The 25,151-nt window shown below is 66.8% G+C and carries 25 protein-coding genes; 18 read left to right on the top strand and 7 right to left on the bottom strand.

What is annotated here, in order from left to right; genetic code table 11:
- Positions 1-99: 99 nt before the first annotated feature.
- Positions 100-867 carry a class II glutamine amidotransferase gene (locus ACUTR7_RS28755; protein WP_012202593.1) on the bottom strand — a complete coding sequence of 256 codons (768 nt, stop codon included), beginning with the start codon at positions 865-867 and terminating at the stop codon, positions 100-102.
- Positions 868-966: 99 nt separating this feature from the next.
- Between ACUTR7_RS28755 and ACUTR7_RS28760 the strand changes: the two genes are divergently transcribed.
- On the top strand, positions 967-1,635 hold the full coding sequence (locus ACUTR7_RS28760) for a hypothetical protein (RefSeq protein ID WP_445610371.1): 669 nt from the start codon (positions 967-969) through the stop codon (positions 1,633-1,635).
- Between the two features lie 63 nt (positions 1,636-1,698).
- On the opposite strand, the gene ACUTR7_RS28765 is transcribed toward ACUTR7_RS28760, so the two are convergent.
- From ACUTR7_RS28765 to ACUTR7_RS28775, 3 genes are all read right to left on the bottom strand, one after another.
- Positions 1,699-1,887 (bottom strand): 4-oxalocrotonate tautomerase, encoded by a 189-nt coding sequence (locus ACUTR7_RS28765; protein ID WP_012202595.1) that lies wholly within the window; start codon positions 1,885-1,887, stop codon positions 1,699-1,701.
- A gap of 17 nt (positions 1,888-1,904) precedes the next feature.
- Positions 1,905-2,159 (bottom strand): cysteine-rich CWC family protein, encoded by a 255-nt coding sequence (locus ACUTR7_RS28770; RefSeq protein ID WP_315533726.1) that lies wholly within the window; start codon positions 2,157-2,159, stop codon positions 1,905-1,907.
- Positions 2,160-2,239: 80 nt separating this feature from the next.
- On the bottom strand, positions 2,240-4,432 hold the full coding sequence (locus ACUTR7_RS28775) for a malate synthase G (protein ID WP_445610372.1): 2,193 nt from the start codon (positions 4,430-4,432) through the stop codon (positions 2,240-2,242).
- 304 nt (positions 4,433-4,736) lie between these two features.
- Here ACUTR7_RS28775 and ACUTR7_RS28780 point away from each other — a divergent pair, with 304 nt between their 5' ends.
- The 9 genes from ACUTR7_RS28780 (at position 4,737) to ACUTR7_RS28820 (ending at position 13,344) form a co-directional block, all read left to right on the top strand.
- Positions 4,737-5,672, top strand: a complete 936-nt coding sequence (locus tag ACUTR7_RS28780) for a LysR family transcriptional regulator (protein WP_013804758.1) — start codon at positions 4,737-4,739, stop codon at positions 5,670-5,672.
- 28 nt (positions 5,673-5,700) lie between these two features.
- Positions 5,701-6,306 (top strand): DUF3016 domain-containing protein, encoded by a 606-nt coding sequence (locus ACUTR7_RS28785; RefSeq protein WP_071957015.1) that lies wholly within the window; start codon positions 5,701-5,703, stop codon positions 6,304-6,306.
- 107 nt (positions 6,307-6,413) lie between these two features.
- Positions 6,414-6,860 (top strand): DUF2214 family protein, encoded by a 447-nt coding sequence (locus tag ACUTR7_RS28790; protein WP_012202600.1) that lies wholly within the window; start codon positions 6,414-6,416, stop codon positions 6,858-6,860.
- A gap of 54 nt (positions 6,861-6,914) precedes the next feature.
- Complete coding sequence (gene argS, locus ACUTR7_RS28795) at positions 6,915-8,612, top strand: arginine--tRNA ligase (RefSeq protein ID WP_445610373.1); 1,698 nt, start codon at positions 6,915-6,917, stop codon at positions 8,610-8,612.
- A 20-nt stretch (positions 8,613-8,632) separates the two neighbouring features.
- Positions 8,633-9,322 carry an SPOR domain-containing protein gene (locus ACUTR7_RS28800; RefSeq protein ID WP_012202602.1) on the top strand — a complete coding sequence of 230 codons (690 nt, stop codon included), beginning with the start codon at positions 8,633-8,635 and terminating at the stop codon, positions 9,320-9,322.
- Between the two features lie 81 nt (positions 9,323-9,403).
- Entirely contained in the window at positions 9,404-10,054 is a 651-nt protein-coding gene (locus ACUTR7_RS28805; RefSeq protein ID WP_013804754.1) for a thiol:disulfide interchange protein DsbA/DsbL, read from the top strand.
- Positions 10,055-10,225: 171 nt separating this feature from the next.
- Positions 10,226-10,888, top strand: coding sequence for a lipopolysaccharide transport periplasmic protein LptA (gene lptA, locus ACUTR7_RS28810; RefSeq protein WP_013804753.1), 663 nt, complete (start codon positions 10,226-10,228; stop codon positions 10,886-10,888).
- The gene (gene lptB, locus ACUTR7_RS28815; protein ID WP_012202605.1) at positions 10,885-11,673 is read left to right on the top strand and encodes an LPS export ABC transporter ATP-binding protein; all 789 of its coding nucleotides are present in this window, start codon (positions 10,885-10,887) and stop codon (positions 11,671-11,673) included. Before lptA ends, lptB begins: the two co-directional genes overlap by 4 nt.
- Before the next feature lie 54 nt (positions 11,674-11,727).
- Positions 11,728-13,344: an RNA polymerase factor sigma-54 gene (locus tag ACUTR7_RS28820; RefSeq protein WP_445610374.1), complete on the top strand. Its 1,617-nt coding sequence runs from the start codon at positions 11,728-11,730 to the stop codon at positions 13,342-13,344.
- Between the two features lie 30 nt (positions 13,345-13,374).
- Here the strand turns inward: ACUTR7_RS28820 and rtcR are convergent, their stop codons facing one another.
- On the bottom strand, positions 13,375-14,982 hold the full coding sequence (rtcR, locus tag ACUTR7_RS28825; RefSeq protein ID WP_445610375.1) for an RNA repair transcriptional activator RtcR: 1,608 nt from the start codon (positions 14,980-14,982) through the stop codon (positions 13,375-13,377).
- Between the two features lie 697 nt (positions 14,983-15,679).
- On the opposite strand from rtcR, the gene ACUTR7_RS28830 reads away from it, so the two are divergent.
- The 5 genes from ACUTR7_RS28830 to rtcA all read left to right on the top strand — a co-directional run bounded on the left by ACUTR7_RS28830 (position 15,680) and on the right by rtcA (position 20,692).
- Positions 15,680-16,819, top strand: coding sequence for a slipin family protein (locus ACUTR7_RS28830; protein WP_046239905.1), 1,140 nt, complete (start codon positions 15,680-15,682; stop codon positions 16,817-16,819).
- A 56-nt stretch (positions 16,820-16,875) separates the two neighbouring features.
- Complete coding sequence (locus ACUTR7_RS28835) at positions 16,876-17,373, top strand: hypothetical protein (RefSeq protein ID WP_043820033.1); 498 nt, start codon at positions 16,876-16,878, stop codon at positions 17,371-17,373.
- A gap of 59 nt (positions 17,374-17,432) precedes the next feature.
- Entirely contained in the window at positions 17,433-18,650 is a 1,218-nt protein-coding gene (locus ACUTR7_RS28840; RefSeq protein WP_174549419.1) for an RtcB family protein, read from the top strand.
- Between the two features lie 158 nt (positions 18,651-18,808).
- The gene (locus ACUTR7_RS28845; protein WP_445610376.1) at positions 18,809-19,624 is read left to right on the top strand and encodes a nucleotidyltransferase domain-containing protein; all 816 of its coding nucleotides are present in this window, start codon (positions 18,809-18,811) and stop codon (positions 19,622-19,624) included.
- A gap of 9 nt (positions 19,625-19,633) precedes the next feature.
- Positions 19,634-20,692 (top strand): RNA 3'-terminal phosphate cyclase, encoded by a 1,059-nt coding sequence (rtcA, locus tag ACUTR7_RS28850; protein WP_445610377.1) that lies wholly within the window; start codon positions 19,634-19,636, stop codon positions 20,690-20,692.
- A gap of 6 nt (positions 20,693-20,698) precedes the next feature.
- Here rtcA and rocF read toward each other — a convergent pair whose 3' ends face one another.
- Positions 20,699-21,664 carry an arginase gene (gene rocF / locus ACUTR7_RS28855; RefSeq protein WP_445610378.1) on the bottom strand — a complete coding sequence of 322 codons (966 nt, stop codon included), beginning with the start codon at positions 21,662-21,664 and terminating at the stop codon, positions 20,699-20,701.
- 17 nt (positions 21,665-21,681) lie between these two features.
- Complete coding sequence (locus ACUTR7_RS28860) at positions 21,682-22,755, bottom strand: ornithine cyclodeaminase (RefSeq protein WP_012202614.1); 1,074 nt, start codon at positions 22,753-22,755, stop codon at positions 21,682-21,684.
- Positions 22,756-22,870: 115 nt separating this feature from the next.
- On the opposite strand from ACUTR7_RS28860, the gene ACUTR7_RS28865 reads away from it, so the two are divergent.
- The 3 genes from ACUTR7_RS28865 to sugE all read left to right on the top strand — a co-directional run bounded on the left by ACUTR7_RS28865 (position 22,871) and on the right by sugE (position 25,145).
- Positions 22,871-24,151: a THUMP domain-containing class I SAM-dependent RNA methyltransferase gene (locus ACUTR7_RS28865; RefSeq protein WP_012202615.1), complete on the top strand. Its 1,281-nt coding sequence runs from the start codon at positions 22,871-22,873 to the stop codon at positions 24,149-24,151.
- Complete coding sequence (locus ACUTR7_RS28870) at positions 24,148-24,636, top strand: putative toxin-antitoxin system toxin component, PIN family (protein ID WP_012202616.1); 489 nt, start codon at positions 24,148-24,150, stop codon at positions 24,634-24,636. The genes ACUTR7_RS28865 and ACUTR7_RS28870 overlap by 4 nt, the downstream gene beginning before the upstream one ends.
- A 191-nt stretch (positions 24,637-24,827) precedes the next feature.
- The gene (gene sugE, locus ACUTR7_RS28875) at positions 24,828-25,145 is read left to right on the top strand and encodes a quaternary ammonium compound efflux SMR transporter SugE (RefSeq protein ID WP_013804742.1); all 318 of its coding nucleotides are present in this window, start codon (positions 24,828-24,830) and stop codon (positions 25,143-25,145) included.
- The last annotated feature ends 6 nt before the right edge of the window (positions 25,146-25,151 follow it).

Genomic DNA, 25,151 nt, shown 5'->3' on the forward strand with positions numbered 1-25,151 from the left:
ACAGCCAAAACGGACAGCCAACCGAACATCCAAAACGGACATCCCAAAAAAAAGAGAGCGCTGACGCGATCTCTTTTTTCATCCTGAATGCGCAGTGCTTCAGAGCGGCAGGCATTCACCCTGTACAAAGACCTTGAGTTCGCCCGACTGGATTGATGTCCAGGTTTCATTCTTGGTCAACGGCGCTGTGACGATGATGGCCACTCGGTCCTGTGGTGTGGTCTCTCGCGCGAAGTCCACAGTCAGGTCCTCATCCGACAGATGGGCCTGGGCAAAGGGGTGGCGACGCTCGATGTAGCACAGGTGTGTGGTGGCATGGGCCCACAGCGCTTCGCCGTTGGACAGCAGGAAGTTGAAGGTGCCGTGCGGCGAGATGCGCCTGGCCAGTTCGCGCAGCGTATGCGTGAGTTCCTGCACACTGGGCAGGCCGGCATGGGATTTCCAGAGCTCCTGAAGAATCCAGCAGAAGGCCTGCTCGCTGTCGGTGTTGCCTACCGGATGGAAGTGGGCATGGAGTTTGGGAGCGAAGCCCTTGAGATCTCCGTTGTGGGCAAAGACCCAGTTGCGGCCCCACAGTTCACGCACGAAGGGGTGGCAGTTCTGCAGGCTTACCGCACCCTGCGTGGCCTTGCGGATGTGGGCGATGACGTTGCGGCTCTTGATCGGGTACTCGCGTATCAGCTTGGCGATGGGCGAGTCGATGGCGCGCTCGTAGCCGACGAAGTGGCGCAGGCCCTTGTCCTCGAAGAAGGCGATGCCCCAGCCGTCCGTATGGTCGCCGGTATTGCCCGCCCGCTGGGTGAACCCCGAAAAGCTGAAGCGCACGTCGGTGGGCGTGTTGCAGTTCATTCCAAGCAGCTGGCACATGGCGGTATCGTTGTTTGCGTAGTTCAAGCCATAGCCTAACGCCTGGCGCGGCAGCTGCAAGCACAATGCGGGGCAACGGCAAAAAAACGGAACATACCCATGCCCATCCTCTGTCTGCATACGGCGCACAGCAACGCCGTGATCTTCGAGCAGGCGGCTGCCGAACTGGGCTGGCCGGCCCACTCAATCGTTCATCAGGTGCATGAGGAACTGCTGTTGGAGGCGGAGGCTGCAGGTTGCATGAATGCGTCGCTTCGGCAGAAAACGGCAGGGCAGCTCGATGCGCTGGCAGACCCTGCCGACATCGATGCCGTGCTGCTGACCTGCTCGACCCTGGGCCCGGCCGTGGCGGATTGCCGCAGTGGCAAGGTCTGGCGTGCCGATGGCATGCTGGCCCGCAAGGTGGCCGCTGCCTTGCAAAGTGACCCCGAATCGCGCATTGCACTGCTGTGCGCCGCTCCCACGACGTACGAAGCCACGCGCAATCTGTTCATGGGAGAACTGCAGCAAGGCAACGCAGATCAACGCATGCAGCTGCAATGTGTTGAAGGGGCGTGGGCTCTTTTTCGCAGTGGTGATGTCGCCGGCTATGTGGCGTGCATGGCCGATGCGGCTGTTCAGGCCCATGCCGCCGGGGCTACCCAGGTGGCCCTGACGCAGGTGTCCATGGATGATGTTGCCAGGCACTGGAAGCCAGATGCCTCCATGCCTGTGCCCTGGACGGTGGCTGGGAGTGCACTGCAGGCACTCATGGAAATACGGGATTAAAGACCAGGTTTCATGAAAAAAGGCAGCCAAAGCTGCCTTTTGCATGCACTGAGCGAAAAGTCCTCAGCTGCGTTCGGACCAGAGCTTGCCGCCCGTGGCCCAGTTTTCGCGCTTGATGTCGGTGATCAGGATGTCCACCGATTCGGGCGAGCCACCGAGGACTTCGACCGAGACGCGCGTGATCTCTTCGACCAGCTTGCGCTTTTGTTCGACGGTGCGGCCTTCCATCATTTCGACGTGGTACGTGGGCATGTCAATCTCCTCAGGGATCAAGTTCTAGGGGGTTGGGTCGGCGACATCATATCGGCCGACGCGGGCGGTCGAGGCCTGTCGGTGCCAAGCGCGCAGGCGGGGCACAGGCAGGCCTTGTTGCGCAGGGGCTCCGGAATGCGGGCCAATGCATCGGGTGCCACCGGCGTGTCCATGCACCAGCAGTTCAGCGGATCAACGCCCGCAAGAATGGCGCATTGATTGCTGCGGCCGCACAGCGGACACAGGCTGGCATCGGGGGGAGGGGCACTCATCGTGGTTCCGAGTGTAGGCCCATGAAAAAAGCACCTCAGGCAAGCCTGGGTGCTTTTGCAGCCTTGGGCGCCGCCAGGTGTCAGGCGGCTGCCTTGACCTTCAGGCGCCAGGCGTGCAGCAGGGGCTCGGTGTAGCCACTGGGTTGCTCCTTGCCCTTGAAGACCAGGTCACAGGCGGCCTGGTAGGCCATCGAGGTGTCGAAGTGGCCGGCCATGGGCTTGTACAGCGCATCGCCCGCGTTCTGCTGGTCGACCACGGCGGCCATGCGCTCGAAGGTCTCGCGCACCTGGGCCTCGGTCACGATGCCGTGCTGCAGCCAGTTGGCGATGTGCTGGCTGGAGATGCGCAGCGTGGCGCGGTCTTCCATCAGGCCCACGTTGTGGATGTCGGGCACCTTGGAGCAGCCCACGCCCTGGTCCACCCAGCGAACCACATAGCCGAGGATGCCCTGGACGTTGTTGTCCAGCTCCTGCTGCTTTTCAGCCGCGCTCCACTTGTCTTCCTTGACCACGGGCACCTGCAGCAGGTCGGCCAGGATGGTGGCGCGCTCGGCGTCGGCATTGGTCTGCTCCAGCTGCTTTTGCACTTCGGCCACGTTGACCTGGTGGTAGTGCAGGGCGTGCAGCGTGGCGGCCGTGGGCGAGGGCACCCAGGCGGTATTGGCGCCGGCCTTGGGGTGGCCGATCTTTTGCTCCAGCATGGCCTTCATCAGGTCGGGCATGGCCCACATGCCCTTGCCGATCTGCGCCTTGCCGCGCAGGCCCAGGCCCAGGCCCACGAGCACGTTGCTGCGCTCATAGGCGGCCAGCCAGGCGCTGCCCTTCATGTCGGCCTTGCGGACCATGGGGCCGGCATACATGGCGGTGTGCATTTCGTCGCCCGTGCGGTCCAGGAAGCCGGTGTTGATGAAGGCCACGCGCGATGCGGCGGCGGCAATGCAGGCCTTGAGGTTGACGCTGGTGCGGCGCTCCTCGTCCATGATGCCCAGCTTGACGGTGTTCTCGGGCAGGCCCAGGACCTTTTCCACGCGGCCGAACAGCTCGCTGGCGAAGGCGGCTTCCGCGGGGCCGTGCATCTTGGGCTTGACGATGTAGACGCTGCCTGTGCGCGAGTTGCGGATGCCGTTGGCGCCCAGGCCCTTGATGTCGTGGACGGCGATGGCCGTGGTAACCATGGCGTCCAGGATGCCCTCGGGGATTTCCTTGCCGTTGCCCCAGAGGATGGCCGGGTTGGTCATCAGGTGGCCGACATTGCGCACGAACATCAGCGAACGGCCATGCAGCTTGACGGGCTTGCCATCGGCGCCCGTGTACTCGCGGTCGGCGTTCAGGCCGCGCGTCATGCTCTTGCCGCCCTTGTCGAAGGTTTCGGTCAGCGTGCCCTTGAGGATGCCCAGCCAGTTGGCATAGCCGACCACCTTGTCTTCGGCATCCACGGCGGCCACGGAGTCTTCCAGGTCCAGGATGGTGGACAGGGCGGCTTCGACCACCACGTCGGCCACGCCGGCGGCATCGGTCTGGCCGATGGCCGTGGTCTTGTCGATGCGGATGTCGATGTGCAGGCCGTTGTTGAGCAGCAGCACGGAAGAGGGCGCTGCGGCATCACCCTGGTAGCCGACAAACTGGGCGGTGTTCTTCAGGCCCGTGGTGCCGCCGTTCTTGAGCGCGACGACCAGCTGGCCAGCTTCCACGCGATAGCCGACGGCATCCTTGTGCGAGCCCGAGGCCAGCGGGGCCGCCTGGTCCAGGAAATCACGTGCGAAGGCGATCACCTTGGCGCCGCGCACGGGGTTGTAGCCCTTGCCCTTTTCCGCGCCGCCGTCTTCGCCGATGGCGTCCGTGCCGTACAGCGCGTCATACAGCGAACCCCAGCGCGCGTTGGCGGCGTTCAGCGCATAGCGGGCGTTGAGAATGGGCACGACCAGCTGGGGGCCGGCCTGGATGGCCAGTTCCGCATCCACATTGGTGGTGGTGGCCTTGGCATCCTTGGGCTGCTCGACCAGATAGCCGATCTGCGTCAGGAATTGCTGGTAGCCGGCCATGTCGGTGATGGGGCCGGGATGGGCCTTGTGCCAGGTGTCCAGCTCGGTCTGCAGGCGGTCACGCTCGGCCAGCAGGGCGGCATTGCGAGGAGCCAGATCGTTGACGATCGCGTCGAAGCCTTTCCAGAACGCCTCGGGAGCGACACCGGTGCCCGGGAGCACTTGTTCATTGATGAAACGGTGCAGCTCTGTAGCGACCTGCAGGCTGTGGGCTTGGGTGCGATCGGTCATGGTGGGAACCCCGGGTTGGATGGATGGAAAGGCTTGGCAGACCCTTTTCGGGCCTGACTATAAGGAATACTTTATTAGATTTATTTGCGTACATAAATAGACCATAAATCTTAAAACTCGTGACTTTTACGCAAAAATGTGGGAAGGTTATGCGCGCGCCAAAACCGGCCGGCTTTGGCGCGCAGCCCTATGCATGGTGCACATGGAGGACAGCCAGTGCCCACTATGCAAAAAGGCGAGTCACAGGAGACGGGTGTGCGGTCGCATGCCCCACAAGAACACGGAAAAGAAACGGACAGCGGTCATGGACAAGCTCAAGGCATTCGAGTCATTCGTATCGGTGGCAACGCGCGGCAGCCTCACGGCAGCGGCCAAGGCGGAAGGCGTGGCGCCGGCCATCATGGGGCGGCGCCTCGATGCCCTGGAAGAGCACCTGGGCGTCAAGCTCATGGTGCGCACCACGCGGCGCATCTCCCTCACGCATGAGGGCAGCGCCTTTCTTGAGGATTGCCAGCGCCTGCTGTCCGATGTGTCCAACGCCGAGGCCAGTGTCAGCGCGGGCGGGGTCAAGGCCACGGGCCACCTGCGCATCACGGCGCCGGCGGGCTTTGGCAGGCGGCACGTGGCGCCCCTGGTGCCGCTCTTTCGGGATCTGCACCCGGATGTGACGATTTCTCTGAACCTCAGCGACCGCGTGGTCGATCTGGCCGGCGAAGGCTTTGACTGCGCGGTGCGCGTGGGCGATCTGCCCGACTCGGCCCTGGTCAGCGTGCGCATTGCCGACAACCGGCGCCAGTGCGTGGCCACGCCTGCCTATCTGGAGCGCCGGGGCACGCCGCGCCACCCCAGCGAGTTGACCCAGCACGACTGCCTGACGCTGTCCAGCGACGCTTCGCAGACGCGTGGCTGGGCCTTTCGCATCCCCCATCCCGACAGCGGCACCAGCGAGGTCGTGCACTTCAAGCCGGGCGGCCCGCTGGACTGCTCCGACGGCCAGGTGTTGCACGACTGGTGCCTGGGCGGCTGGGGCATCGCCTGGCGCAGCACCTGGGAGGTCGAGGCCGAGATCACCTCGGGCCGCCTGGTGGCCGTGCTCGAAACATTCGCGGCGCCGCCCAATGGCATTTTTGTCGTCTTTCCCCAGCGCAAGCACATGCCGCTGCGTGTGCGGCTGTGGATCGACTATCTCAAGCACCACTACGAGCAGCCGGATTTCTGGCGGCGTACCCACGCGGCCTGAGCGGGCCGCCCAGCAAGGAGGAATGAGCATGGCAGTGTCGATAGCGACGAAAGCGGTATCCGCAACGCAGGGTGCGGCCCCAGGACGGCGGCGCTGGATGCGCATGGCGCTGGGAGCCGCCTGCCTGGGCATGGTGGCGGGCTGCGCCGTCCAGGGGCCGGGGCAGGGCCGGCCGGACGGGATGCGGCAGGGCGCGGTGCCTGCCGGCATCGTGAGCGTGACCTTTGACGATCCCTCGCGGTTCGACGCCGGGCGCAACGGACCCCAGGAGTCCGAGAAGGCGCGCCGCGCCTGGGTCGATGCGCTGGCCCAGTTCCTGGCCGAGCGTGCCGCGCCCAGGCTGCCCCAGGGCCAGCGGCTTGAAGTTCACCTCACCGATGTGCAGCGCGCAGGCGGCTTCGAGCCCTGGCGCGGGCCCCAGGCTGCCGATGTGCGCATCGTGCGCGACATCTACCCACCGCGCATCGACCTGCGCTTCAAGCTGCTGGGAGCCGATGGAAAGCTGCTGCGAGAAGGCAGCCGCCAGCTGCGCGACGCCAGCTTCATGATGCGCCCGGACCTCTATCCCAACGATCCCCTGCGCTACGAAAAGACGTTGCTGGACGACTGGGTGCGCGCGGAACTGGGGCGCTGACCGGACCGCAGTGGTCTACCGATTGCCTCGGACATCACGATGGCAGTCCCCGTTTCTGGCGTAATGGACGCTTGGCCCAAGAGGCCCAATTTCTATACGGATTCCCCATGACGATAGAAGCCATCCTGGCCAGCCTCCATCTGCTGGCCATCCTCACCTTCGTGGTGTTCCTGTCCAGCCAGGCGGCGCTGTGCCGCAGCGAGTGGATGAACGCCGCCGTGGTGCAGCGCCTGGCTCGGCTGGACATGATCTATGGCCTTGCCGTGGTCTTCCTGGTGCTCACCGGCATCGCCCGTCTGGTGTGGGGCGTCAAGGGCATGTCCTGGTACGTCTCGCAGCCACTGTTTCATCTGAAGATGACTTTGTTTGTCGTCGGCGCGTTGCTGTCGATCAAGCCCACGCTGGCCTTCCGGCGCTGGCGCCGCGCGCTGGATGCCGGCCAGGGCCTGCCCCAGCCGGCCGAGGTCGCCAGCACGCGCCGCTGGGTGATGTGGCAGGCCCATGTGGTGCCCGTGATCGCCGTCGTCGCGGTGTTCTGGGCGCGGGGCATGTAGGCTCCGTTTTCCTGTCCGGCGGCATGGGGTGGGCCTGCCACGTAGAATCCGCCGATGCTCTCCGTCAAACAGGAACTGCTCGCGGCTCTGGCCGGCGAGCTTGAAACTTTGTCGCCCGGCGCCGGTGCCCGTGCCGCTTTTGAATCCCCCAAGGTGGCTGCCCATGGCGATTTCGCCTGCACGGCCGCCATGCAGCTGGCCAAGCCGCTCAAGCTCAACCCGCGTTCGCTGGGCGAGCAGCTCAAGGCTGCACTGGAGGCCACGCCGTCCTTCCAGCGTTGGGTCGATGCCATCGAGATCGCCGGCCCCGGCTTTCTGAACATCCGCCTCAAGCCCGCCGCCAAGCAGCAAATCATCCGCGAAGTGCTGGAGCAGGCCGAGAAGTTCGGCTGGCTGGCCGACCGTGGCGCAAAGATGCTGGTCGAGTTCGTCTCCGCCAACCCCACCGGCCCGCTGCACGTGGGCCATGGCCGCCAGGCCGCGTTGGGCGATGCCATCTGCAACCTCTATGCCACCCAGGGCTGGGGCGTGCACCGCGAGTTCTACTACAACGACGCGGGCGTGCAGATCGACACGCTGACCAAGAGCACGCAGCTGCGTGCCAAGGGCTTCAAGCCCGGTGACGAATGCTGGCCCATCGATCCCGAGAATCCGGCAAGCAAGGCCTTCTACAACGGCTCCTACATCCAGGACATCGCCGACGACTTCGTGGCCCGCAAGACCGTCAAGGCCGACGACCGCGAATTCACGGCCAACGGCGATGTCGAGGACTACGACAACATCCGCCAGTTCGCCGTCGCCTATCTGCGCAACGAGCAGGACAAGGACCTGCAGGCCTTCAACCTGCACTTTGACGAGTACTACCTCGAATCCAGCCTCTACACCAACGGCTATGTCGAGGACGCGGTGCAGCGCCTGATCGCGGGCGGACATACCTACGAACTCGACGGCGCGCTCTGGCTCAAGTCCACCGACTACGGTGACGACAAGGACCGCGTGATGCGCAAGCAGGACGGCAACTACACGTACTTCGTGCCCGATGTCGCCTACCACATCCAGAAATTCAAGCGCGGTTACTCCAAGGTCGTCAACATCCAGGGCACGGACCACCACGGCACCATCGCGCGCGTGCGCGCCGGCCTGCAGGCCGCCGACGTGGGCATCCCTGCCGGCTATCCCGACTATGTGCTGCACACCATGGTGCGCGTGGTGCGCGGCGGCGAGGAAGTCAAGATCAGCAAGCGCGCCGGCTCCTACGTCACGCTGCGCGACCTGATCGAGTGGACCAGCAAGGACGCGGTGCGTTTCTTCCTGCTGTCCCGCAAGCCCGACACCGAGTACACCTTCGACGTGGACCTGGCCGTGGCCCAGAACAACGACAACCCCGTGTACTACGTGCAGTACGCCCATGCGCGCATCTGCTCGGTGCTGGCCGCCTGGGGGGGTGACGCGGCCACGCTCAAGGACGTGGACCTGTCGGCGCTGGAAGGCCCGCAGGCCCAGGCGCTGATGCTGCAGCTGGCCAAGTACCCGGCCATGCTGACCTCGGCCGCAGAAGGCAATGCGCCGCACGACGTGACGTTCTACCTGCGCGAACTGGCCTCGCTGTACCACAGCTACTACGACGCGGAACGCATCCTGGTGGACGACGAGAAGGTCAAGCTCGCCCGCCTGGCGCTGATCTCGGCCACGCGCCAGGTATTGCACAATGGCCTGGCAGTGCTGGGCGTCTCGGCCCCGCAACGCATGTAACTTCGAGCGACAAGCGATCTATGAAGACACAGCAACGTGGGGGCACCGTCATCGGTCTCATCATCGGCATGATCGTCGGGCTGGCAGCAGCCCTGGCCGTCGCCGTCTATGTGACCAAGGTGCCCGTGCCCTTTCTCTCCAAGGGCGGCAAGACGGCCGACCAGGACGCGGCCGAGGCCCAGCGCAACAAGAACTGGGACCCCAACGCGCCGCTGCAGGGCAAGAACCCGGCGCCGCCACCACCGGCCGCCGTCACGCCCAGCCTCCCCGGCAGCACCGCGCCAACCGCCCCCACCCCGCCCGCCGTGGCCGGAGGCGTGACTCCGCCACCCGCGCCCGTGGACCCGGCCAAGCCGCCCGCCAAGCCCGAAACCAAGGCCGATGGCAAGAGCTCGGCCGATCCGCTGGGTGACCTGGTCAAGTCGCGCTCCGCCGCCGCCGAGAAGGCGGAAAAGGCAGAAAAGGCCGACGCCGCCTTCAACTACTTCGTGCAGGCCGGCGCCTTCCGCAGCCAGGGCGATGCCGATGCGCAGCGCGCCAAGCTGGCCATGCTGGGGTGGGAGGCGCGCGTGAGCGAGCGCGAGCAAAACGGCATCACCATCTTCCGCGTGCGTGTGGGTCCGTTCACCAAGCGCGACGATGCCGAGCAGCTCAAGCAAAAGCTCGATGGCGCCGGGGTCGAGTCCACGCTGGTGCGCGCCGCACGCTGAAAGCGCGTTGCAACAAGAGCGCTGAACTTTTGGCGGGCCCCTGCCTCCTAACCTGCAGCATTGAACGAGGAGTTTGTTTTGATGAATCGCCGCGACTTTTCCCTGGCTGCCTCGGCAGCCGCTGCCAGCGCACTGACGCTGGGCACTTCCGCCGCCCAGGCCCAGGCCGCAGCGCCCAAGGAGGGCAAGGACTACATCAAGCTGGCCAAGCCCGCACCCACCAGCGCCGGCGCCGGCAAGGTCGAGGTGGTCGAGTTCTTCTGGTACAGCTGCCCGCACTGCAATGCGTTCGAGCCCACCTTTGCCGCCTGGAAGAACCAGGCCCCGGCCGACGTGGTCGTGCACCGCGTGCCCGTGGCCTTCAACGCCAGCTTCGTGCCCCAGCAAAAGCTCTACTACGCCTTCGAAGGCATGAACCTGCTGGACACCATGCATGCGCGCGCCTTCCACGCCATCCATGTGGAACGCAACCGTCTGGCCAAGGACGACGAGATCTTCGCCTGGGTGGGCAAGCAGGGCGTGGACGTGGCCAAGTTCAAGGAGGTCTACAACTCCTTCAGCGTCTCCAACCAGGTTCGCAAGGCCACCCAGCTGCAGCAGGACTATGACGTGGAAGGCGTGCCGGCCATGGGCGTGGCGGGCCGTTACTACACCGACGGCACCAAGGCCGGCAACATGACCAATGTGCTGCGCGTGGTCGATCAGCTGATCGCCACCAGCCGCAAGGGCTGAGGCCCGGGCCTCGGCCCAGCCAAGCCGCGACAGGCCCGCCATTGTGCGGGCCTGTCGCTTTTGGAAACCTCTTTTTGTGCCTTTGTGTCAGCGCTTTCCGTGCGCGTTGAAAGACGCCAGGAACGGTTGCGCGCGACACCCCCTACAATGGATGCAAGAAGCGTGCCCTCCATGAAACAACGACTTTCCTCCCTCCTGCTCGCCGCCGCCCTGGCGGCTTTCGCCGGTATGGCCCAGGCCGAAAAGGCCGACAGCACCAAGCCCATGAACATCGAGGCTGATGCGCTGCGCCATGACGAACTCAAGCAGACCAGCGTCTTCACTGGCAACGTGGTGATGACCAAGGGCACCATCGTGCTGCGCGGCGCCCAGCTCGACGTGCGGCAAGACCCTGAAGGCTTTCAGTACGGCGTGGTGACGGCCGAGGCGGGCAAGCGTGCCTTCTTCCGCCAAAAGCGCGATACCGTGCCGGGCCAGCCCGAGGAGTTCGTGGAAGGCGAGGGCGAGGTCATCGAATACGACGGCAAGGCCGACCTCGTGAAGTTCATTCGCCGCGGCGAACTGCGCCGCTATCGCGGCGGCCAGCTCAGCGACGAGATCACCGGCTCCATCATCGTCTACAACAACCTCACCGACGTGTTCACCGTTGATGGGCAAAAGACCAGCGGTGGCCAGCCCAGCTCCACGGCCGGCCAGGGCGGTCGCGTGCGCGCCGTGCTGGCGCCCAAGGAAGGCACGCCGGGCTCGCAGCCGCGCGCCCCCGCAGCGGGCACGCCGGGCACGTCCCTGCAGCCCAGCAACAGCCTGGACAGCCTCGGCGGTACCAAGCGATGAGCGGGCAAGCCGCAGCCCCGGCTGCCACTGCACGCGCCGACCAGGGCAGCAGCCTGCAGGCACGCCATCTTGCCAAGTCCTACGGCAGCCGCAAGGTGGTCAAGGACGTGTCGCTGTCCGTGAAAAAGGGCGAGGTCGTGGGCCTGCTGGGCCCCAACGGCGCGGGCAAGACCACCTCGTTCTACATGATCGTGGGCCTGGTGCGCAGCGACGGCGGCGACATCTTCATCGACGGCCAGGCCGTGGGCAACATGCCCATCCACCAGCGCTCGCGCCTGGGCCTGTCCTACCTGCCGCAAGAGGCATCGATCTTCCGCAAGCTCAGCGTCGAGGACAACGTGCGCGCCGTGCTGGAGCTGCAAAGGGACGAGCAGGGCCGGCCGCTGGCGCGCAGCGTCATCGAGGAGCGCCTGACGGCGCTGCTGCAGGAATTGCGCGTGGACCATCTGCGCGCATCGCCTGCGCTGGCGCTGTCGGGCGGCGAACGCCGCCGCGTCGAGATCGCGCGCGCCCTGGCCACGCAGCCGCGCTTCATCCTGCTGGACGAGCCCTTTGCCGGCATCGACCCCATCGCCGTGATCGAGATCCAGCGCATCATCGGCTTTCTCAAGGCGCGCGGCATCGGCGTGCTCATCACCGACCACAACGTGCGCGAGACGCTGGGCATCTGCGACCATGCCTTCATCATCAGCGACGGCCACGTGCTCGCCCAGGGCACACCCGAGGAGATCGTGGACAACGCCGAAGTGCGGCGTGTCTACCTCGGCGAACACTTCCGGATGTAGCGCCATGCCCTGCTTGGCCCGTCTGCGAGACTGTCTGCGCGAAGGAGCTGCCGCTTGAAGCCCGGTCTGTCGCTGCGCGTCTCCCAGCATCTTTCGCTCACTCCCCAGCTGCAGCAGTCGATACAGCTGCTGCAGCTGTCCACGCTGGAGCTGGCGCAGGAAGTGGAGCAGATGCTCGGCGACAACCCCTTCCTGGAGCTGGCGAATGAGGATGGGGATCACGATGCGGCCGCCGGCACCCGCGAGCCTGCCGCGCCCGGCGCCGAGGCCACGGAGTCCTTCCAGGAAAGCCGCGCAGACCAGCCTTCGGCGGCGGTGGAGTGGGAGCCCTCGGCGGACGCATCCTCCGGCGATGCCGTGGAGACTTCCGGCACGGCCGAGTCCCTGAGCTGGGAAGGCGACGGCCAGACCAACTCGGGCAACGATGACCGCGACTGGGGCAGCGATGCGCCCTCCAGCCGCACGCGCGGGCAGGGCGAGGAAGACGAGGCCGATGCCACCGAACTGGCTCGCAGCGCCGAAAGCCTGACCGACCACCTGCACCGCCAGGCCCTGAGCCTGCGCCTGGGCGAGGTGGACCGCGCCGCACTGCGCTTTCTGATCGAGAACCTCAACGACGACGGCTACCTGGAAGATCCGCTCGACGAGCTGGCACAGGGCCTGGCGGGCGACGATCTGGAGGAGTGCGAGGAACTGGTGCACCGCTTCACCGTGGCGCTGCGCCTGCTGCAAAGCCTGGAGCCCGTGGGCGTGGGCGCGCGCGACCTGGCCGAATGCCTGACGCTGCAACTGCGCGACCAGCTGGCCGATGCTGAGCGCGAAGGCAACGGCAGTGCCGAGGACGAAGACCGGCAGGCCGTGCTGCGCACTGCGCTGGACATCTGCGCCCAGCCCATGGACCTGCTGGCGCGGCGCGACCTGCGCAAGCTCGCCAGCCTGTGCGGTGCGCGCGAGGAGCGGCTGCGCGAGGCGCTGGTGCTGATCACCCGGCTGGAGCCACGCCCGGGCCGGCGCTTTGCCGACGTGCAACGCCAGATCGTCGTGCCCGACGTCATCGTGCGCCCCGTGCGCAGCGGCGCGGGCCGCATGGACTTCAGCGTGCAGCTCAACCCCGACGTCATGCCCAAGCTGCGCGTGCACGACATCTATGCCAGCGCGCTGCGCAGCCACAGGGGCAGCGAAGGCCATGCAGCGCTGCAGCAGCGGCTGCAGGAGGCGCGCTGGTTCATCAAGAACATCCAGCAGCGCTTCGACACTATCCTGCGCGTGTCGCAGGCCATCGTGGAGCGCCAGAAGAACTTCTTCGTGCATGGCGAGCTGGCCATGCGCCCGCTGGTGCTGCGCGACATTGCCGATGCGCTGGGCCTGCATGAATCCACCATCAGCCGCGTGACCACGGCCAAGTACATGGCCACGCCGCAGGGCACCTACGAGCTCAAGTACTTCTTCGGCTCGGGCCTGGGCACCGAGGCCGGTGGCAATGCCTCCAGCACGGCCGTGCGCGCGCTGATCAAGCAGTTCGTCGCGGCCGAAGACCCCAAGAAGCCGCTGTCGGACAACCAGCTCGCCGACATGCTCAAGGAGCAGGGCATCGAATGCGCGCGGCGCACGGTGGCCAAGTACCGCGAGTTGCTCAAGATCCCGCCGACCACGCTGCGCAAGGCGCTGTAGCCCAGGCGCGCAAACTCGCCATCGTGGTGTCTATGGCGTTCGGCCGGCCACGGCATCCCACTTCAAGCCGAATTTCAGCAGGTACTTGCGCAGGCGGTCGGCATCGTTGACCACGCTGCGCTGGGTGCGTGACTGGTCGAACAGGCGGCGCCCCGCATCGGACAGCGAAGGCGACTCCCGGCACACGCGCAGCACCGCTTCGAGCTGCATGCGGTCGAACAGATCCAGCGGCTCCAGCACTTCGGCAGACAGCAGGCTTTGCAGGCTGGCGCCGGCCGGTTGCACGGCATCGCCTCGTTGCCACAGCCACTTCAGGCGCTGGATCTCGGCATCGACCAGGGCCGCGGAGATGCGCCCCCCGTCGGCCAGCGTGGCCAGGCGCGTCATGCTGGCCGACAGGTCGCGGAAGTTGCCGCTCCACAGCGCCTCGGGCGAGCGCGCAAAGCGCAGATAGCGCTCGCGGGCCTCCACGTTGAAGCGCACCATCTGGCCGGTCTCGTCGGCCGAGCGCGCGAGCAGGTGGTCCATGTTGGGTTCTATGTCCTCGGGGCGCCCGGCCAGGCCCGGCAGCGCGTAGGACCACAGGTTGATGCGCGCGAACAGATCCTCGCGAAAGCGCCCCTGCGCCACGTCGATGCGCAGGTCGCGGTGCGTGCCGGCGACCAGTTGGAAGTCGCTGCTGACCTCGCGGTCGCTGCCCATGGGATAGAAGCGCTTTTCCTCCACCGCCTTGAGCAGCATGGCCTGTTCGTCCAGGCCCAGCTCGCCGATTTCGTCCAGGAACAGCACGCCCTGGTGCGCGCTGCGCAGCAGGCCGGCGCGGTCGGCCGCAGCGCCCGTGAACGCGCCCTTCTTGTGGCCGAACAGCACCGAGGCCGCGCCGTCGCCGCGCAGCGTGGCGCAATTGACCTCCACGAAGTCGCCCTGCACCTGGTGCCTGGCCTTCTTCAACTCGTACATGCGCCGCGCCAGATGCGACTTGCCCGCACCCGTGGGACCCGTGAGCAGGATGGGCGCGCGCGAGCGCACGGCCACGCGCTCGATCTCGTCGATCAGCGCGTTGAACCCGGCATTGCGCGTGGCGATGCCACTCTTGAGAAATTGCACGGCCTCGCTCTGCTCGGCGCCGAAGCGCTGGGCGATCACGTCGTAGCGCGACAGGTCCAGGTCGATCAGCGCATAGCTGCCCGGGTCGCCCATGCGCTGGCGCCGGGGTGGCGAGGTCTGGGCCAGCACGCCGGGAATGCGGCGCGACTCCACCAGCAGGAACAGGCAGATCTGTGCCACGTGCGTGCCCGTGGTGATGTGGGTCCAGTACTCCTCGCGCTCGGGGTCGAAGCGGTAGGCCTGCGTCCAGTCGAACAGCCGCGCATAGACCTCGCCGAAATCCCAGGGATCGGCAATGTCCATGGGCACGAGGTTCACCTGGGTCTCGGGCGATGCCGTGGCGATGTCGCCCTGCAGCAGCTGCGCCAGGGCCAGATGGGGCGGCGTGTAGAGCAGCTCCAGCCGCTCCACCACCAGATCCTCATGCTGCATGAGGGAGAGGGTCGGCCGCCATTTTTCCCAGCGCCCCGCGCCCCTGCCGGAGTCCAGCTGCGTACCCAGAAAGCCGATGACGACCTTTTTCTTTTCCATGTTTTTGTCTAGTTGAATAGCTGAAATTCTAGTTTCTTTGGATCGAATAAGAAATCAAGAAAAGTGTGATTTGAGATTTATCCAAATAAATCAATGGGTTGAAGAATTGTTTGGCGACGGATGCCAGGCTGGCACGCATCTCGCAATAACCAAGGCATCCAGTGCAAGCGGTGACCGCTCACAGGCCGGGGTTGGGGCAAAGGCCCGCCCCGCCGGTGCCGGAAGTCCGGGCCCCCAGGGGCTTGTCGATTTCCCGCATGCCGCACGCCGCAGGCGCTGGGTAACGGCAAGGTTGTGGAAACCGTCCCGCAAGGGACGCCTGGTTCGACTCCAGGCTTGCCAGCCACTGGTAGCTCAGTCTGGTAGAGCACCCTCGCAAGAGGACTGTCGCAGGTTCGATTCCTGTCCACTCTTCCGGCCGCAAGGCCGGGCTATTGAAACGGTCGGAAGACCACCCGCCGAACGCGGGAGGTGGCCACCGGGTTGCGATGCAGCCCAAGGCCGCCACCCGTCAGCGGCGGCGGCTGTGCCAGGTCCCGGCACGGTCCGCGCCCGCAGCCAGCCACGCTGCAACCTGTTTCCAGGGTTGCCGCCACGGCGCACTGCAAGGCCCGGGCCGTGCCCCCTGGAACCCCGCCGCTGCTGTAACGGCACCCCTATTGATTGCGGCGAAGACGCCGAACGAGGAGAAGAAGAAATGCTGAAGATCCAACGCATCACCGTCAAGAAGAACGAACGCGCCCTGCTGCTGCGCAATGGCGATTTCGAGCGCGTGCTGCACAGCGGCCGGCACTGGCTGTTTGCCGGCACCGACCAGCTGCGCGTGGAAACCTTTGCCCTGGAGCAGCCCGCCTTCACGCACGGCCTGGCCGACTACCTGATGGCCCAGGAGCCCGCCGTGGTGGCCGCCGAATTCCTGCGCGTGGAGCTGTCCGAGACCGAGGCGGGCCTGCGCAGCGAAAACGGCGTGCTGGTCGAGATCCTGCCGCCCGGCACGCGCCGCCTGTACTGGAAGGGACTGGTGGATGTGAGCGTGCAGGTGGTCGACCTGCAGGCCGGCGCCGAGCTGCCCGCCGCCCTGGCGGCGCGCCTGACCCAGACGCAGCTGCGCCAGCGCAGCGTGTCCGGCCTCAACGGCGTGCTGCAGGTGCAGGTGCCCGCAGGCCAGTGCGCGCTGCTGACCATCGACGGCAAGGTGGACCGCCTGCTGCAGGCCGGCAGCCACGCGTTCTGGAAGTTCGGCCGCAGCATTGCCGTGGAGCTGGTGGACCTGCGCCTGCAGGCTGTCGAGGTCTCGGGCCAGGACATCATGACCCGCGACAAGGTCAGCCTGCGCCTGAACCTGAGCGCCACCTATCGCCACACCGACGTTCTGCGCGCCTTTGCCCAGCTGCAAAAGCCCGCCGAGCACCTGTACCGGGAGCTGCAGTTCGCGCTGCGCGCCGCCGTGGGCACTCGCACCCTCGATGAGCTGCTGGAGAACAAGACGGTGATCGATGACGTGGTGACCGCGCACATGGCGGCCAAGCTGCAGCCCTTCGGCATGGTGGTGGAGAGCGTGGGCGTGAAGGACATCGTGCTGCCCGGCGAGATGAAGGCCATCCTGACCCAGGTGGTGCAGGCCGAAAAGCAGGCCCAGGCCAACGTGATCCGCCGCCGCGAGGAAACGGCGGCCACGCGCTCGCTGCTCAACACCGCCAAGGTCATGGAGGACAACCCCGTGGCCCTGCGCATGAAGGAGCTGGAGACGCTGGAACGCGTGGCCGAGCGCATCGACAAGATCTCCGTGTTCGGCGGGCTGGATCAGGTGCTCAACGGGCTGGTGAAGATGCGTTGACCGGCAGGCTGGTCGGGACACAACGGACAACGAAGAAACAAAAGAGAGGTACGGCCATGGCCGCATTCGAAGAACTATGGAGCTATGAGGTGGGCAAGGCGGGCTGGGCGACGTTGAAGTTCAGCACGCCCGAGGAGGAACTGGTGTGTGCCGTGTCCTACCTGCATGATTCGCTGGGTGATCTGGCCGCCATGGCGCTGGCCTTGGCCAAGGGCGCGCACCGCGCTGCCGCCGTGTTCATGGACGAGCCCGGCGAAGTGCACCTGAGCATGGAGGGTGACCGCGACACCCTTTCATACGAGCTGCGGCAGTACGCGGACTGGGCCAGCTGGGGCATCACCGCCATGGATGACTATGAAGTGCTGGCCCGTGGGCAGGTGGCCCGCGAGGACGTGGTGCGCAGCGTGTACCGCGTGCTGGACGGTATTTATTGCGGCATGGGTGTAGAGGAATACAGAAAGCGCTGGCTGGAGCATGAATTCCCGCTGCGGGACTATCAAAGCCTGGGCAGCGCCATCCGCAAGCGGGACCTGTCTCGCCTGATGCGTGGATGAGCCGCGCGGCAGCAAGACCTAAACAAGACGAACAGACAAGAAGACTGAAGGACAACGCAATGAACTACCTGCAACACAACGTGGAAAACGGCGTCCCCATCAAGATGTGGACCAAGGGCGTGCCCGTGGAGGACGAGGCGCGCAAGCAGCTGGAGAACGCCGCGCGCCTGCCCGTGGTGTTCAAGCATGTCGCGGCCATGCCCGATGTGCACCTGGGCATAGGCGCCACCGTGGGCTCGGTGATCCCGACCATCAAGGCCATCATCCCGGCGGCCGTGGGCGTGGACATCGGCTGCGGAATGATGGCTGCCAAGACCACGCTGCGCGCCGAGGACCTGCCCGACAACCTGGGCCCGCTGCGCTCGGCGATAGAGCAGGCCGTGCCGCATGGCTCGGTGCCGCGCCACCGGGGCCGTGATCCCGGCAGCTGGGAGAACCCGCCCGTGTCGGTGGACCAGGTCTGGGCCACGCTGGCCGATGAGTTCGACCTGCTGTGCGAGCTGCATCCGCGCCTGGCCAACACCAACAACCGCAAGCACCTGGGAACGCTGGGCAGTGGCAACCACTTCATCGAGATCTGCCTGGACGAGGCGGGCTTCGTGTGGTTCATGCTGCACTCGGGCTCGCGCGGCGTGGGCAATGCCATCGGCACCCATTTCATCGAGCTGGCCAAGAAGGACGCAGAACTCCATCAGCGCAACCTGCCCGACAAGGACCTGGCCTATTTCGAGGAAGGGGCCCGCTACTTTGGCGACTATGTGCGCGGCGTGTCCTGGGCGCAGAAGTTCGCCATGCGCAACCGCGAGGTGATGATGGCCAACCTCATCGCCACGGTGCGCAAGGTGATCGCCAAGCCCTTCGAGTCGCATGTGGAGGCGGTGAACTGCCACCACAACTACGTGCAGCAGGAGCGCCATTTCGGCCAGGACGTGTTCATCACCCGCAAGGGCGCGGTGAGCGCGCGGCGCGGCGAGCTGGGCATCATCCCGGGCAGCATGGGCGCGCGCAGCTATATCGTGCGCGGCCTGGGCAATCCGGAGAGCTTCGAGAGCTGCAGCCACGGTGCAGGCCGCGTGATGAGCCGCACCAAGGCCAAGAAGATGTTCAGCGTGGAGGACCACATCAAGGCCACCGAGGGCGTGGAATGCCGCAAGGATGCCAATGTGGTGGACGAGATTCCCATGGCCTACAAGGACATCGATGCGGTCATGGCCGCGCAGCAGGATCTGGTCGAGGTGGTGCACACCCTGAAGCAAGTGGTGTGCGTGAAAGGATAGGCACCCCCTGAGCCGCTATGCGGCTTCCCCCTCTCTACCCGCTTCGCGGGGGAGGGGGACGACACCCTCGGTGCGGGGCGGCCCTTCCTCGGTGTCCCTCGCTTGGGGCTTGCCAGTCTTATGAGGCGTGGCAATTGAAAAGAAAGCAGGATGAGAGCATGAGGGAAGAGAAGGTATTGAGCGCGCATCCGGTCTCCGACGCCATGCGCGCCACGGTGCTGGCCAACCTGGTCGAGGTGGAGCGCAGGCACGAGGTCACGGTGCTGTTTGCCTGCGAGTCGGGCAGCCGCGGCTGGGGCTTTGCCTCGCCCGACAGCGACTATGACGTGCGCTTCATCTATGTCCACCGCCTGCCCTGGTATCTGACCGTGGCGCCGGGCCGCGATGTCATAGAGCAGCCGCTCAGCGGCGAGCTCGATGTCAGCGGCTGGGAGCTGCGCAAGGCGCTGGGGCTGCTGCGCGCCTCCAACCCCACGCTGCTCGAATGGCTGCGCTCGCCCGTGGTCTACCGGCAGGAGCAGCCCTGGGCCGAGCGCCTGCATCTGCTGGCCGAGCAGGGCTTTTCGCCGGTGCGCGGCTACCACCACTACGTGGCCATGGCGCGCAAGAACCTGCGCGCCCACCTGCAGGGCGATGTGGTGCGCTACAAGAAATACTTCTACGTGCTGCGCCCTTTGCTGGCCGCGCGCTGGATACGCGATGGGCGCGGTGCACCGCCCATGCGCTTTGCACAGCTGGCGGCGGGCACGCTGGAGGATGCAGGCCTGCTGGCCGAGCTCAATGAGCTGCTGGAGCTCAAGATGCGCCTGGGCGAGGCCGCCAAGGGGCCGCGCCGGGTGCGGGTCCATGATTTCCTGGAGCGCGAGCTGGCCCATGCCATGGCCCATGCGCCCGATCCGGGGGAGCAGGCCGACGCGGCGCCGCTGGACCGCTATCTGCGGGATGCCGTGGCGCGCTTTGGCGGCAATGAATGAAAGAGAAAAATGAAAGTGATCGAGATCGACGGCTGCGCCGGGGAGGGCGGAGGCCAGCTGCTGCGCAGCGCGCTGGCGCTGTCCATGTGCACGGGTCAGCCCTTTGCCATGCAGCGCATCCGTGCCGGGCGCGCCAAGCCGGGCCTTATGCGCCAGCACCTGGCCTGCGTCAATGCCGCCGCCGAAATCTGCGGCGCGCAGATGCAGGGCGCCGAGATGAATTCGCAGGCGCTGCAATTTGCGCCGGGGCCGGTGCGTGCGGGCGAGTACCGCTTCGTGATCGCCTCGGCGGGCAGTTGCACCCTGCTGCTGCAGACGCTGTGGCCCGCGCTGATGCTGGCTACCGGCGAAAGCCGCCTGACCCTGGGCGGCGGCACCCACAACCCGGCCGCACCGCCCTTCCACTTCCTGGAGCGCAGCTATGCGCCGCTGCTGCACAGGCTGGGCGCGCGCTGTGAACTGCGGCTGCGCCGGCTGGGCTTTTATCCGGCCGGTGGCGGCGAGATGGACGTGACGATCACGCCGGCAACCAATGGGCTTGTGCCTTTCGATATCACCGAACGCGGCGCCCCCGTGGCCAGCCATGCCGAATGCTTTGCGCCCGCGCTGCCACGCGCGGTGGCCCAGCGCGAACTGGACCATCTGGGCCAGGCCCTGGGCTGGTCTGGCGAGCAGCTGCAGGTGGCTGCCGTGTGCCAGAACGAGGGGCCGGGCAACGCGCTGCTGGCCACGCTGGCCTATGAGCACCTGAGCGAAGTGTTCACGCAGTTCGGCATGAAAGGTGTCAGCGCCGAAAAGGTGGCGCATGACCTGGCGCGCGAGGTGCGCCGCCACCAGGGCAGCCGGGCCGCCCTGGGCCCGTACCTGGCCGACCAATGGGCCCTGCCGCTGGCGCTGGCCGTCTGGCGCAGCGGGCGTGGTGCCAGCTACACCTGCACGGAACTGACGCCGCATGCGCGCAGCAATTTCGAGGTGATCGAGCGCTTTGTGCCTGTGCGCTTTGTGCCCGTGCGCCTCGCTACAGACGCAACGGGCGACGGCTGGCGTGTTTCGCTCTCGCCAGCCTGAGCGGCCTCAGCGATCGGCCCGCACCAGCGTGCTCTTGCCGAACAGGCTCTCCAGCAGGTCCACCACCAGTTCTGCCGTCTGGTTGCGCACATCCAGCGCGGGATTGAGCTCCACCAGATCCATCGAGCCCAGGCGTCCGGTGTCGGCCAGCATCTCCATGCACAGCTGGGCCTCGCGGTAGCTGGGGCCGCCGCGCACGGGGGTGCCGGTGCCGGGCGCGATGTCGGGATCGAGGTAGTCCACGTCGAAGCTCAGGTGCAGGTGGGTGTCGCTGCCTTCCAGGTCTTCCAGCGCGCGGCGCATGACCTCGCGCATGCCCAGCTCGTCGATGGCGCGCATGTCATAGACCTCCACGCCCAGCGAATGCAGCAGGCGCTTTTCCTGGTCATCCACGCTGCGTAGGCCGATCTGGCACAGCGAGGCGGCTGCCAGCGCCGGATCGCCGCCCTGGGACAGCGCGGTGAGCGCCGCGGGCCCCAGGCCGCACAGGCTGGCCACGGGCATGCCGTGCAGGTTGCCGCTGGGCGAGATATCGGGCGTGTTGCAGTCGGCGTGGGCATCGAGCCAGATCACGCGCAGCGCAAGGCCCCGTCGGCGGCAGTGGGCAGCCACGGCACTGATCGAGCCCATGGCCAGGCTGTGGTCGCCGCCCAGCATCAGCGGCAGCTCGCCATCGTCCAGCGCCTGGCCCACGGCCTGGTGCACGGCGTCCATCCAGGCACGGGCCGGTGCGAGGTGGCGCAGCCCCTGCTCGGGTGGTGTCTGCGGATTGGGCGGGCCTGCCAGATTGCCGATGTCGCTCACCTGGCAGCCCAGCTGGCGCAGCGCCGGGCCCAGGCCGGCCACGCGCAGTGCGTCCGGCCCCATGGCGCTGCCCAGGCGGCTGGCGCCGATGTCGGTGGGCACGCCTATGAGTCTCAAGGCGCGTGCGGTCTGCGGGGTCGTATGGGTGTTCATGCTCATGGGACCCATGGTATGCAGTCCCCGTGTCAGCCAAAGCCGCGTTCTGCCTGCCCGGCCTCGCGCACCAGCCGGTACAGGTCGCGGGGGTCGGCCAGCGCAGGCACCAGGTCGATCGACTGCATCAGTCCGGTGTCGTGGGCCAGCGCGCGCAACCAGCGCAGGGCCGAATAGTCCTCCAGCGCAAAGCCCACGGAGTCGAACAGCGTGATCTCCGTGTCATGCCCGCGGCCCGGCGCCTGGCCGTTGATGACCTGCCACAGCTCGGTCACGGGCGCGTCGGCGGGCAGTTGCTGCAGCTCGCCTTCCACGCGCGTCTGCGGCGTGAACTCCACGAAGATGCGCGCGCGCCGCAGCAGTGCCAGGGGCAGCTCGGTCTTGCCGGGGCAATCGCCGCCGACGGCGTTGATGTGGGTGCCCGGGCGCACGTCGGCATCGGCGATCACGCAGGCGCGGTGCTTGGCGGCCGTCACCGTGGTCACGATGTCGGCGCCCTCCAGGGCCTCGGCGCTGCTGGCGCAGCAGGTGATGCGCTGGGCCGCGATGCCCGCATGGCCCAGGTTGTCCACCAGCTTGCGCATGGCCTGGACATCGATGTCGAAGATGCGCAGCCGTTCCACGCCCAGCAGGTGGGTGAAGGCCAGGGCCTGGAATTCGGACTGCGATCCTGCGCCTATCAGCGCCATGCTGCGGCAGCCCGGCCGCGCCAGCCGGCGCGCGGCCAGCGCCGAGGTGGCGGCAGTGCGCAGCGCCGTGGCCAGCGTCAGGTCGGACAGGAAGACCGGCAGGCCCGTGGCCACGTCGGCCAGGGCGCCGAAGGCCATCACCGTGGGCAGGTCCCGATCGGCGTTGTCCGGGTGGCCGTTGACGTACTTGAAGGCGTAGTCGAGCGCATCGGACACGGGCATGAGCTCGATCACGCCGCCGGGCGAATGGTGGGCGATGCGGGCCGATTTCTCGAAATCGGGCCAGCGCGCGAAGTCTTCCTCGATGGCATCGGCCAGGCCGGCCAGGCAGGCGGCAACGCCGACCTGCGCCACCAGGCGTGCGGCCTGCGTGGCGCCGAGGAAATCCGTGTGGACGGGCGTGGTTCGAGGCTTCATGGTGCTCTCCCTCGCGGTTGCTTCCACTGTAGGCCCGGGCCGAAGCGCAGGCAAGCGGGTTTCGGCTGGCGCCTGCGCGGGGAATCGCGGTGCGCGTATGCTCGGCACCCAAGCTATGAACCAACTGCATCTGTTTTTGCCCTGCGCCGCCGGCGTTGAGGGATTTCTGGCCGACGAGGTCCACGCGATCACCGGCCTGAGCGGCCACGACCTCATGGTGGGCCGTGGCGGCGTGATGGTGCGCGGCCTGTGGCGCGACGCCCTGCTGCTGAACCTGCACAGCCGGCTGGCCCAGCGCGTGCTGGTGCAGCTGTCGCAGACCCTGTACCGCAACGAGAACGACCTGTACCGCGCCGCCAGCGAAGTGGCCTGGGAGATCTGGTTCTCCCCGCGCGAGAGCTTCAAGATCGAGGTCACGGCCCAGCACAGCCCGCTGACCAGCCTCAACTTCGCGGCGCTGCGCGTCAAGGACGCCATTGCCGACCGCTTCCGCGACAGGAAGGGCGTGCGCCCCGACGTGGAAACGCGCCACCCCGACGTGCGCGTGCACCTGCACCTGACGACCGACGAGGCCACCATCTACATCGACACCTCGGGCGAGGCGCTGTTCAAGCGCGGCTGGCGCGAGGACAAGGGCGATGCGCCGCTCAAGGAAACCCTGGCCGCGGCCATGATCGCCGCCACGGGCTGGGACCCGCACGGCGACGATCCCCAGCCGCTGTACGACCCCTGCTGCGGCAGCGGCACGGTGCTGATCGAGGCCGCGCAGATTGCACGCCGCATTCCGGCCGGCATCCTGCGGCGCTTCGCATTCGAGAAGCTGGTGCCCTTCCAGAGGCATGTGTGGGAAGCCATGCTGGACGAGGCCGAGGCCGCCATCCTGCCCGACAGCCCCGTGGCCATCTATGGCTCCGACGTGTCCCACCGCATGGTGGACTTTGCCCAGCGCAATGCCGAGCGCGCCGGCGTGGGCCAGACCGTGCAACTGCGCGGTGGCGACGCGTTGCAGCGCATGCCGCCCTGCGAGCAGCCCGGCCTGATGCTGCTGAACCCGCCCTATGGCGAGCGCATTGCCGCAGCCGGCTCGGCCGGCCGCAGCGCCGGCGAACGCATGGAAGTGGTCGAGCGCGCGGGCCGCGAGACGGCCCAGACCGAGGACGGCGTGGAATTCTTCAGCCAGCTGGCCACCCACTGGAAGAAGAACTACAGCGGCTGGAGCGCCTGGATGCTCACGCCCGACCTCAAGCTGCCCGGCAAGATGCGCCTGAAGGAGGCGCGCCGCACGCCCATGTGGAACGGCCCTATCGAATGCCGGCTGTTCCGCTTCGACATGATCCGTGGCGCAGTCAAGCCCAGAAAGGCCGCCGAAGGCCCGGCAGAGGGCGCCGCGCCATGAAGATCGTGCTGCGCTGGCCGCAGTGCAACGACGGCTACGAAGGTCCCCTGCCCCGGCCCGTGGTGCTCGATACCAATGTGGTCCTTGACATGCTGATCTTCGACGATCCGCATGTGCCGCCGATCCGCGAACTGGTGGAGCAGGGACAGATGCGCTGGATTGCCGATCAGGCCCAGCGCCTCGAGCTCGAACGCGTGCTGCACTACAGCCAGATCGCGCCGCGCGTGGCTTTCTACGGCAAGACGGTCGAGGGCGTGCTCTCGGCCTTTGACGGAGCGGTCGAATACGTGGCCGATGCGCCGCGCATCCGCTTTGCCTGCACCGACCCCGACGACCAGCATTTCCTGGACCTGGCCAGCCAGCACCAGGCACTGCTGATCAGCAAGGACAAGGCCGTGCTCAAGCTGCGCAAGCGCGTGGCCGGCCTGGGCGCCACCGTGGGCAACATCCTGCTGGCCGAGCAGGAAGAGGCGCTGGCCGCCTGACGCCCTGGCCGCTGTTGTGCAGCAACCACCCAGGCGGCAACGGGGCAACAGCCTGGGTGCGGCCCACTGGACGGCTTTCTCCTAAACTGGCGGCCATGCAGCAAGGCGCAAGCCCTTCTGCCAGGAGGACGGCCTCCCCCACATCGGGACATGCATGCGCCGGGACGACCCGGCTCCACAAGGAGTTTTCCATGGCATGGGTCTATCTGTTGGTGGCGGGGCTGCTCGAAGTGGTCTGGGCGTTTTCGATGAAGCAATCGCACGGCTTCACGCGCCTGGTGCCCAGCGCCATCACCATCGTCACCATGATCGCCAGCTTCGGCCTGCTGGCCGTGGCCATGCGCAGCCTGCCGCTGGGCACGGCCTACACGATCTGGACCGGCATCGGCGCCGTGGGCGCCTTCCTGGTCGGCATCACGGTCCTGGGCGAGCAGGTCAGCGCCATGCGCATCGGCGCGGCCGTGCTCATCGTCTCGGGCCTGGTGCTGATGAAGATGTCCTCGGACTGAGCGGGG

The organism is Delftia sp. NA_296.1 (assembly GCF_052692095.1).

Excerpts from the sequence above, each read along its gene's own strand:
- ACUTR7_RS28785 (WP_071957015.1), top strand. The coding sequence starts at position 5,701 with ATGGCAGTGTCGATAGCGACGAAAGCGGTATCCGCAACGCAGGGTGCG.
- ACUTR7_RS28755 (WP_012202593.1), bottom strand. The coding sequence starts at position 867 with ATGTGCCAGCTGCTTGGAATGAACTGCAACACGCCCACCGACGTGCGC.
- rtcR (WP_445610375.1), bottom strand. The coding sequence starts at position 14,982 with ATGGAAAAGAAAAAGGTCGTCATCGGCTTTCTGGGTACGCAGCTGGAC.
- lptA (WP_013804753.1), top strand. The coding sequence starts at position 10,226 with ATGAAACAACGACTTTCCTCCCTCCTGCTCGCCGCCGCCCTGGCGGCT.
- rtcA (WP_445610377.1), top strand. The coding sequence starts at position 19,634 with ATGAAAGTGATCGAGATCGACGGCTGCGCCGGGGAGGGCGGAGGCCAG.
- ACUTR7_RS28845 (WP_445610376.1), top strand. The coding sequence starts at position 18,809 with ATGAGGGAAGAGAAGGTATTGAGCGCGCATCCGGTCTCCGACGCCATG.
- ACUTR7_RS28835 (WP_043820033.1), top strand. The coding sequence starts at position 16,876 with ATGGCCGCATTCGAAGAACTATGGAGCTATGAGGTGGGCAAGGCGGGC.
- ACUTR7_RS28860 (WP_012202614.1), bottom strand. The coding sequence starts at position 22,755 with ATGAAGCCTCGAACCACGCCCGTCCACACGGATTTCCTCGGCGCCACG.
- ACUTR7_RS28865 (WP_012202615.1), top strand. The coding sequence starts at position 22,871 with ATGAACCAACTGCATCTGTTTTTGCCCTGCGCCGCCGGCGTTGAGGGA.
- ACUTR7_RS28780 (WP_013804758.1), top strand. The coding sequence starts at position 4,737 with ATGGACAAGCTCAAGGCATTCGAGTCATTCGTATCGGTGGCAACGCGC.
- ACUTR7_RS28805 (WP_013804754.1), top strand. The coding sequence starts at position 9,404 with ATGAATCGCCGCGACTTTTCCCTGGCTGCCTCGGCAGCCGCTGCCAGC.
- ACUTR7_RS28870 (WP_012202616.1), top strand. The coding sequence starts at position 24,148 with ATGAAGATCGTGCTGCGCTGGCCGCAGTGCAACGACGGCTACGAAGGT.
- ACUTR7_RS28790 (WP_012202600.1), top strand. The coding sequence starts at position 6,414 with ATGACGATAGAAGCCATCCTGGCCAGCCTCCATCTGCTGGCCATCCTC.
- rocF (WP_445610378.1), bottom strand. The coding sequence starts at position 21,664 with ATGGGTCCCATGAGCATGAACACCCATACGACCCCGCAGACCGCACGC.
- ACUTR7_RS28800 (WP_012202602.1), top strand. The coding sequence starts at position 8,633 with ATGAAGACACAGCAACGTGGGGGCACCGTCATCGGTCTCATCATCGGC.
- ACUTR7_RS28830 (WP_046239905.1), top strand. The coding sequence starts at position 15,680 with ATGCTGAAGATCCAACGCATCACCGTCAAGAAGAACGAACGCGCCCTG.
- ACUTR7_RS28775 (WP_445610372.1), bottom strand. The coding sequence starts at position 4,432 with ATGACCGATCGCACCCAAGCCCACAGCCTGCAGGTCGCTACAGAGCTG.
- sugE (WP_013804742.1), top strand. The coding sequence starts at position 24,828 with ATGGCATGGGTCTATCTGTTGGTGGCGGGGCTGCTCGAAGTGGTCTGG.
- ACUTR7_RS28840 (WP_174549419.1), top strand. The coding sequence starts at position 17,433 with ATGAACTACCTGCAACACAACGTGGAAAACGGCGTCCCCATCAAGATG.
- ACUTR7_RS28765 (WP_012202595.1), bottom strand. The coding sequence starts at position 1,887 with ATGCCCACGTACCACGTCGAAATGATGGAAGGCCGCACCGTCGAACAA.
- ACUTR7_RS28770 (WP_315533726.1), bottom strand. The coding sequence starts at position 2,159 with ATGAGTGCCCCTCCCCCCGATGCCAGCCTGTGTCCGCTGTGCGGCCGC.
- lptB (WP_012202605.1), top strand. The coding sequence starts at position 10,885 with ATGAGCGGGCAAGCCGCAGCCCCGGCTGCCACTGCACGCGCCGACCAG.
- argS (WP_445610373.1), top strand. The coding sequence starts at position 6,915 with ATGCTCTCCGTCAAACAGGAACTGCTCGCGGCTCTGGCCGGCGAGCTT.
- ACUTR7_RS28760 (WP_445610371.1), top strand. The coding sequence starts at position 967 with ATGCCCATCCTCTGTCTGCATACGGCGCACAGCAACGCCGTGATCTTC.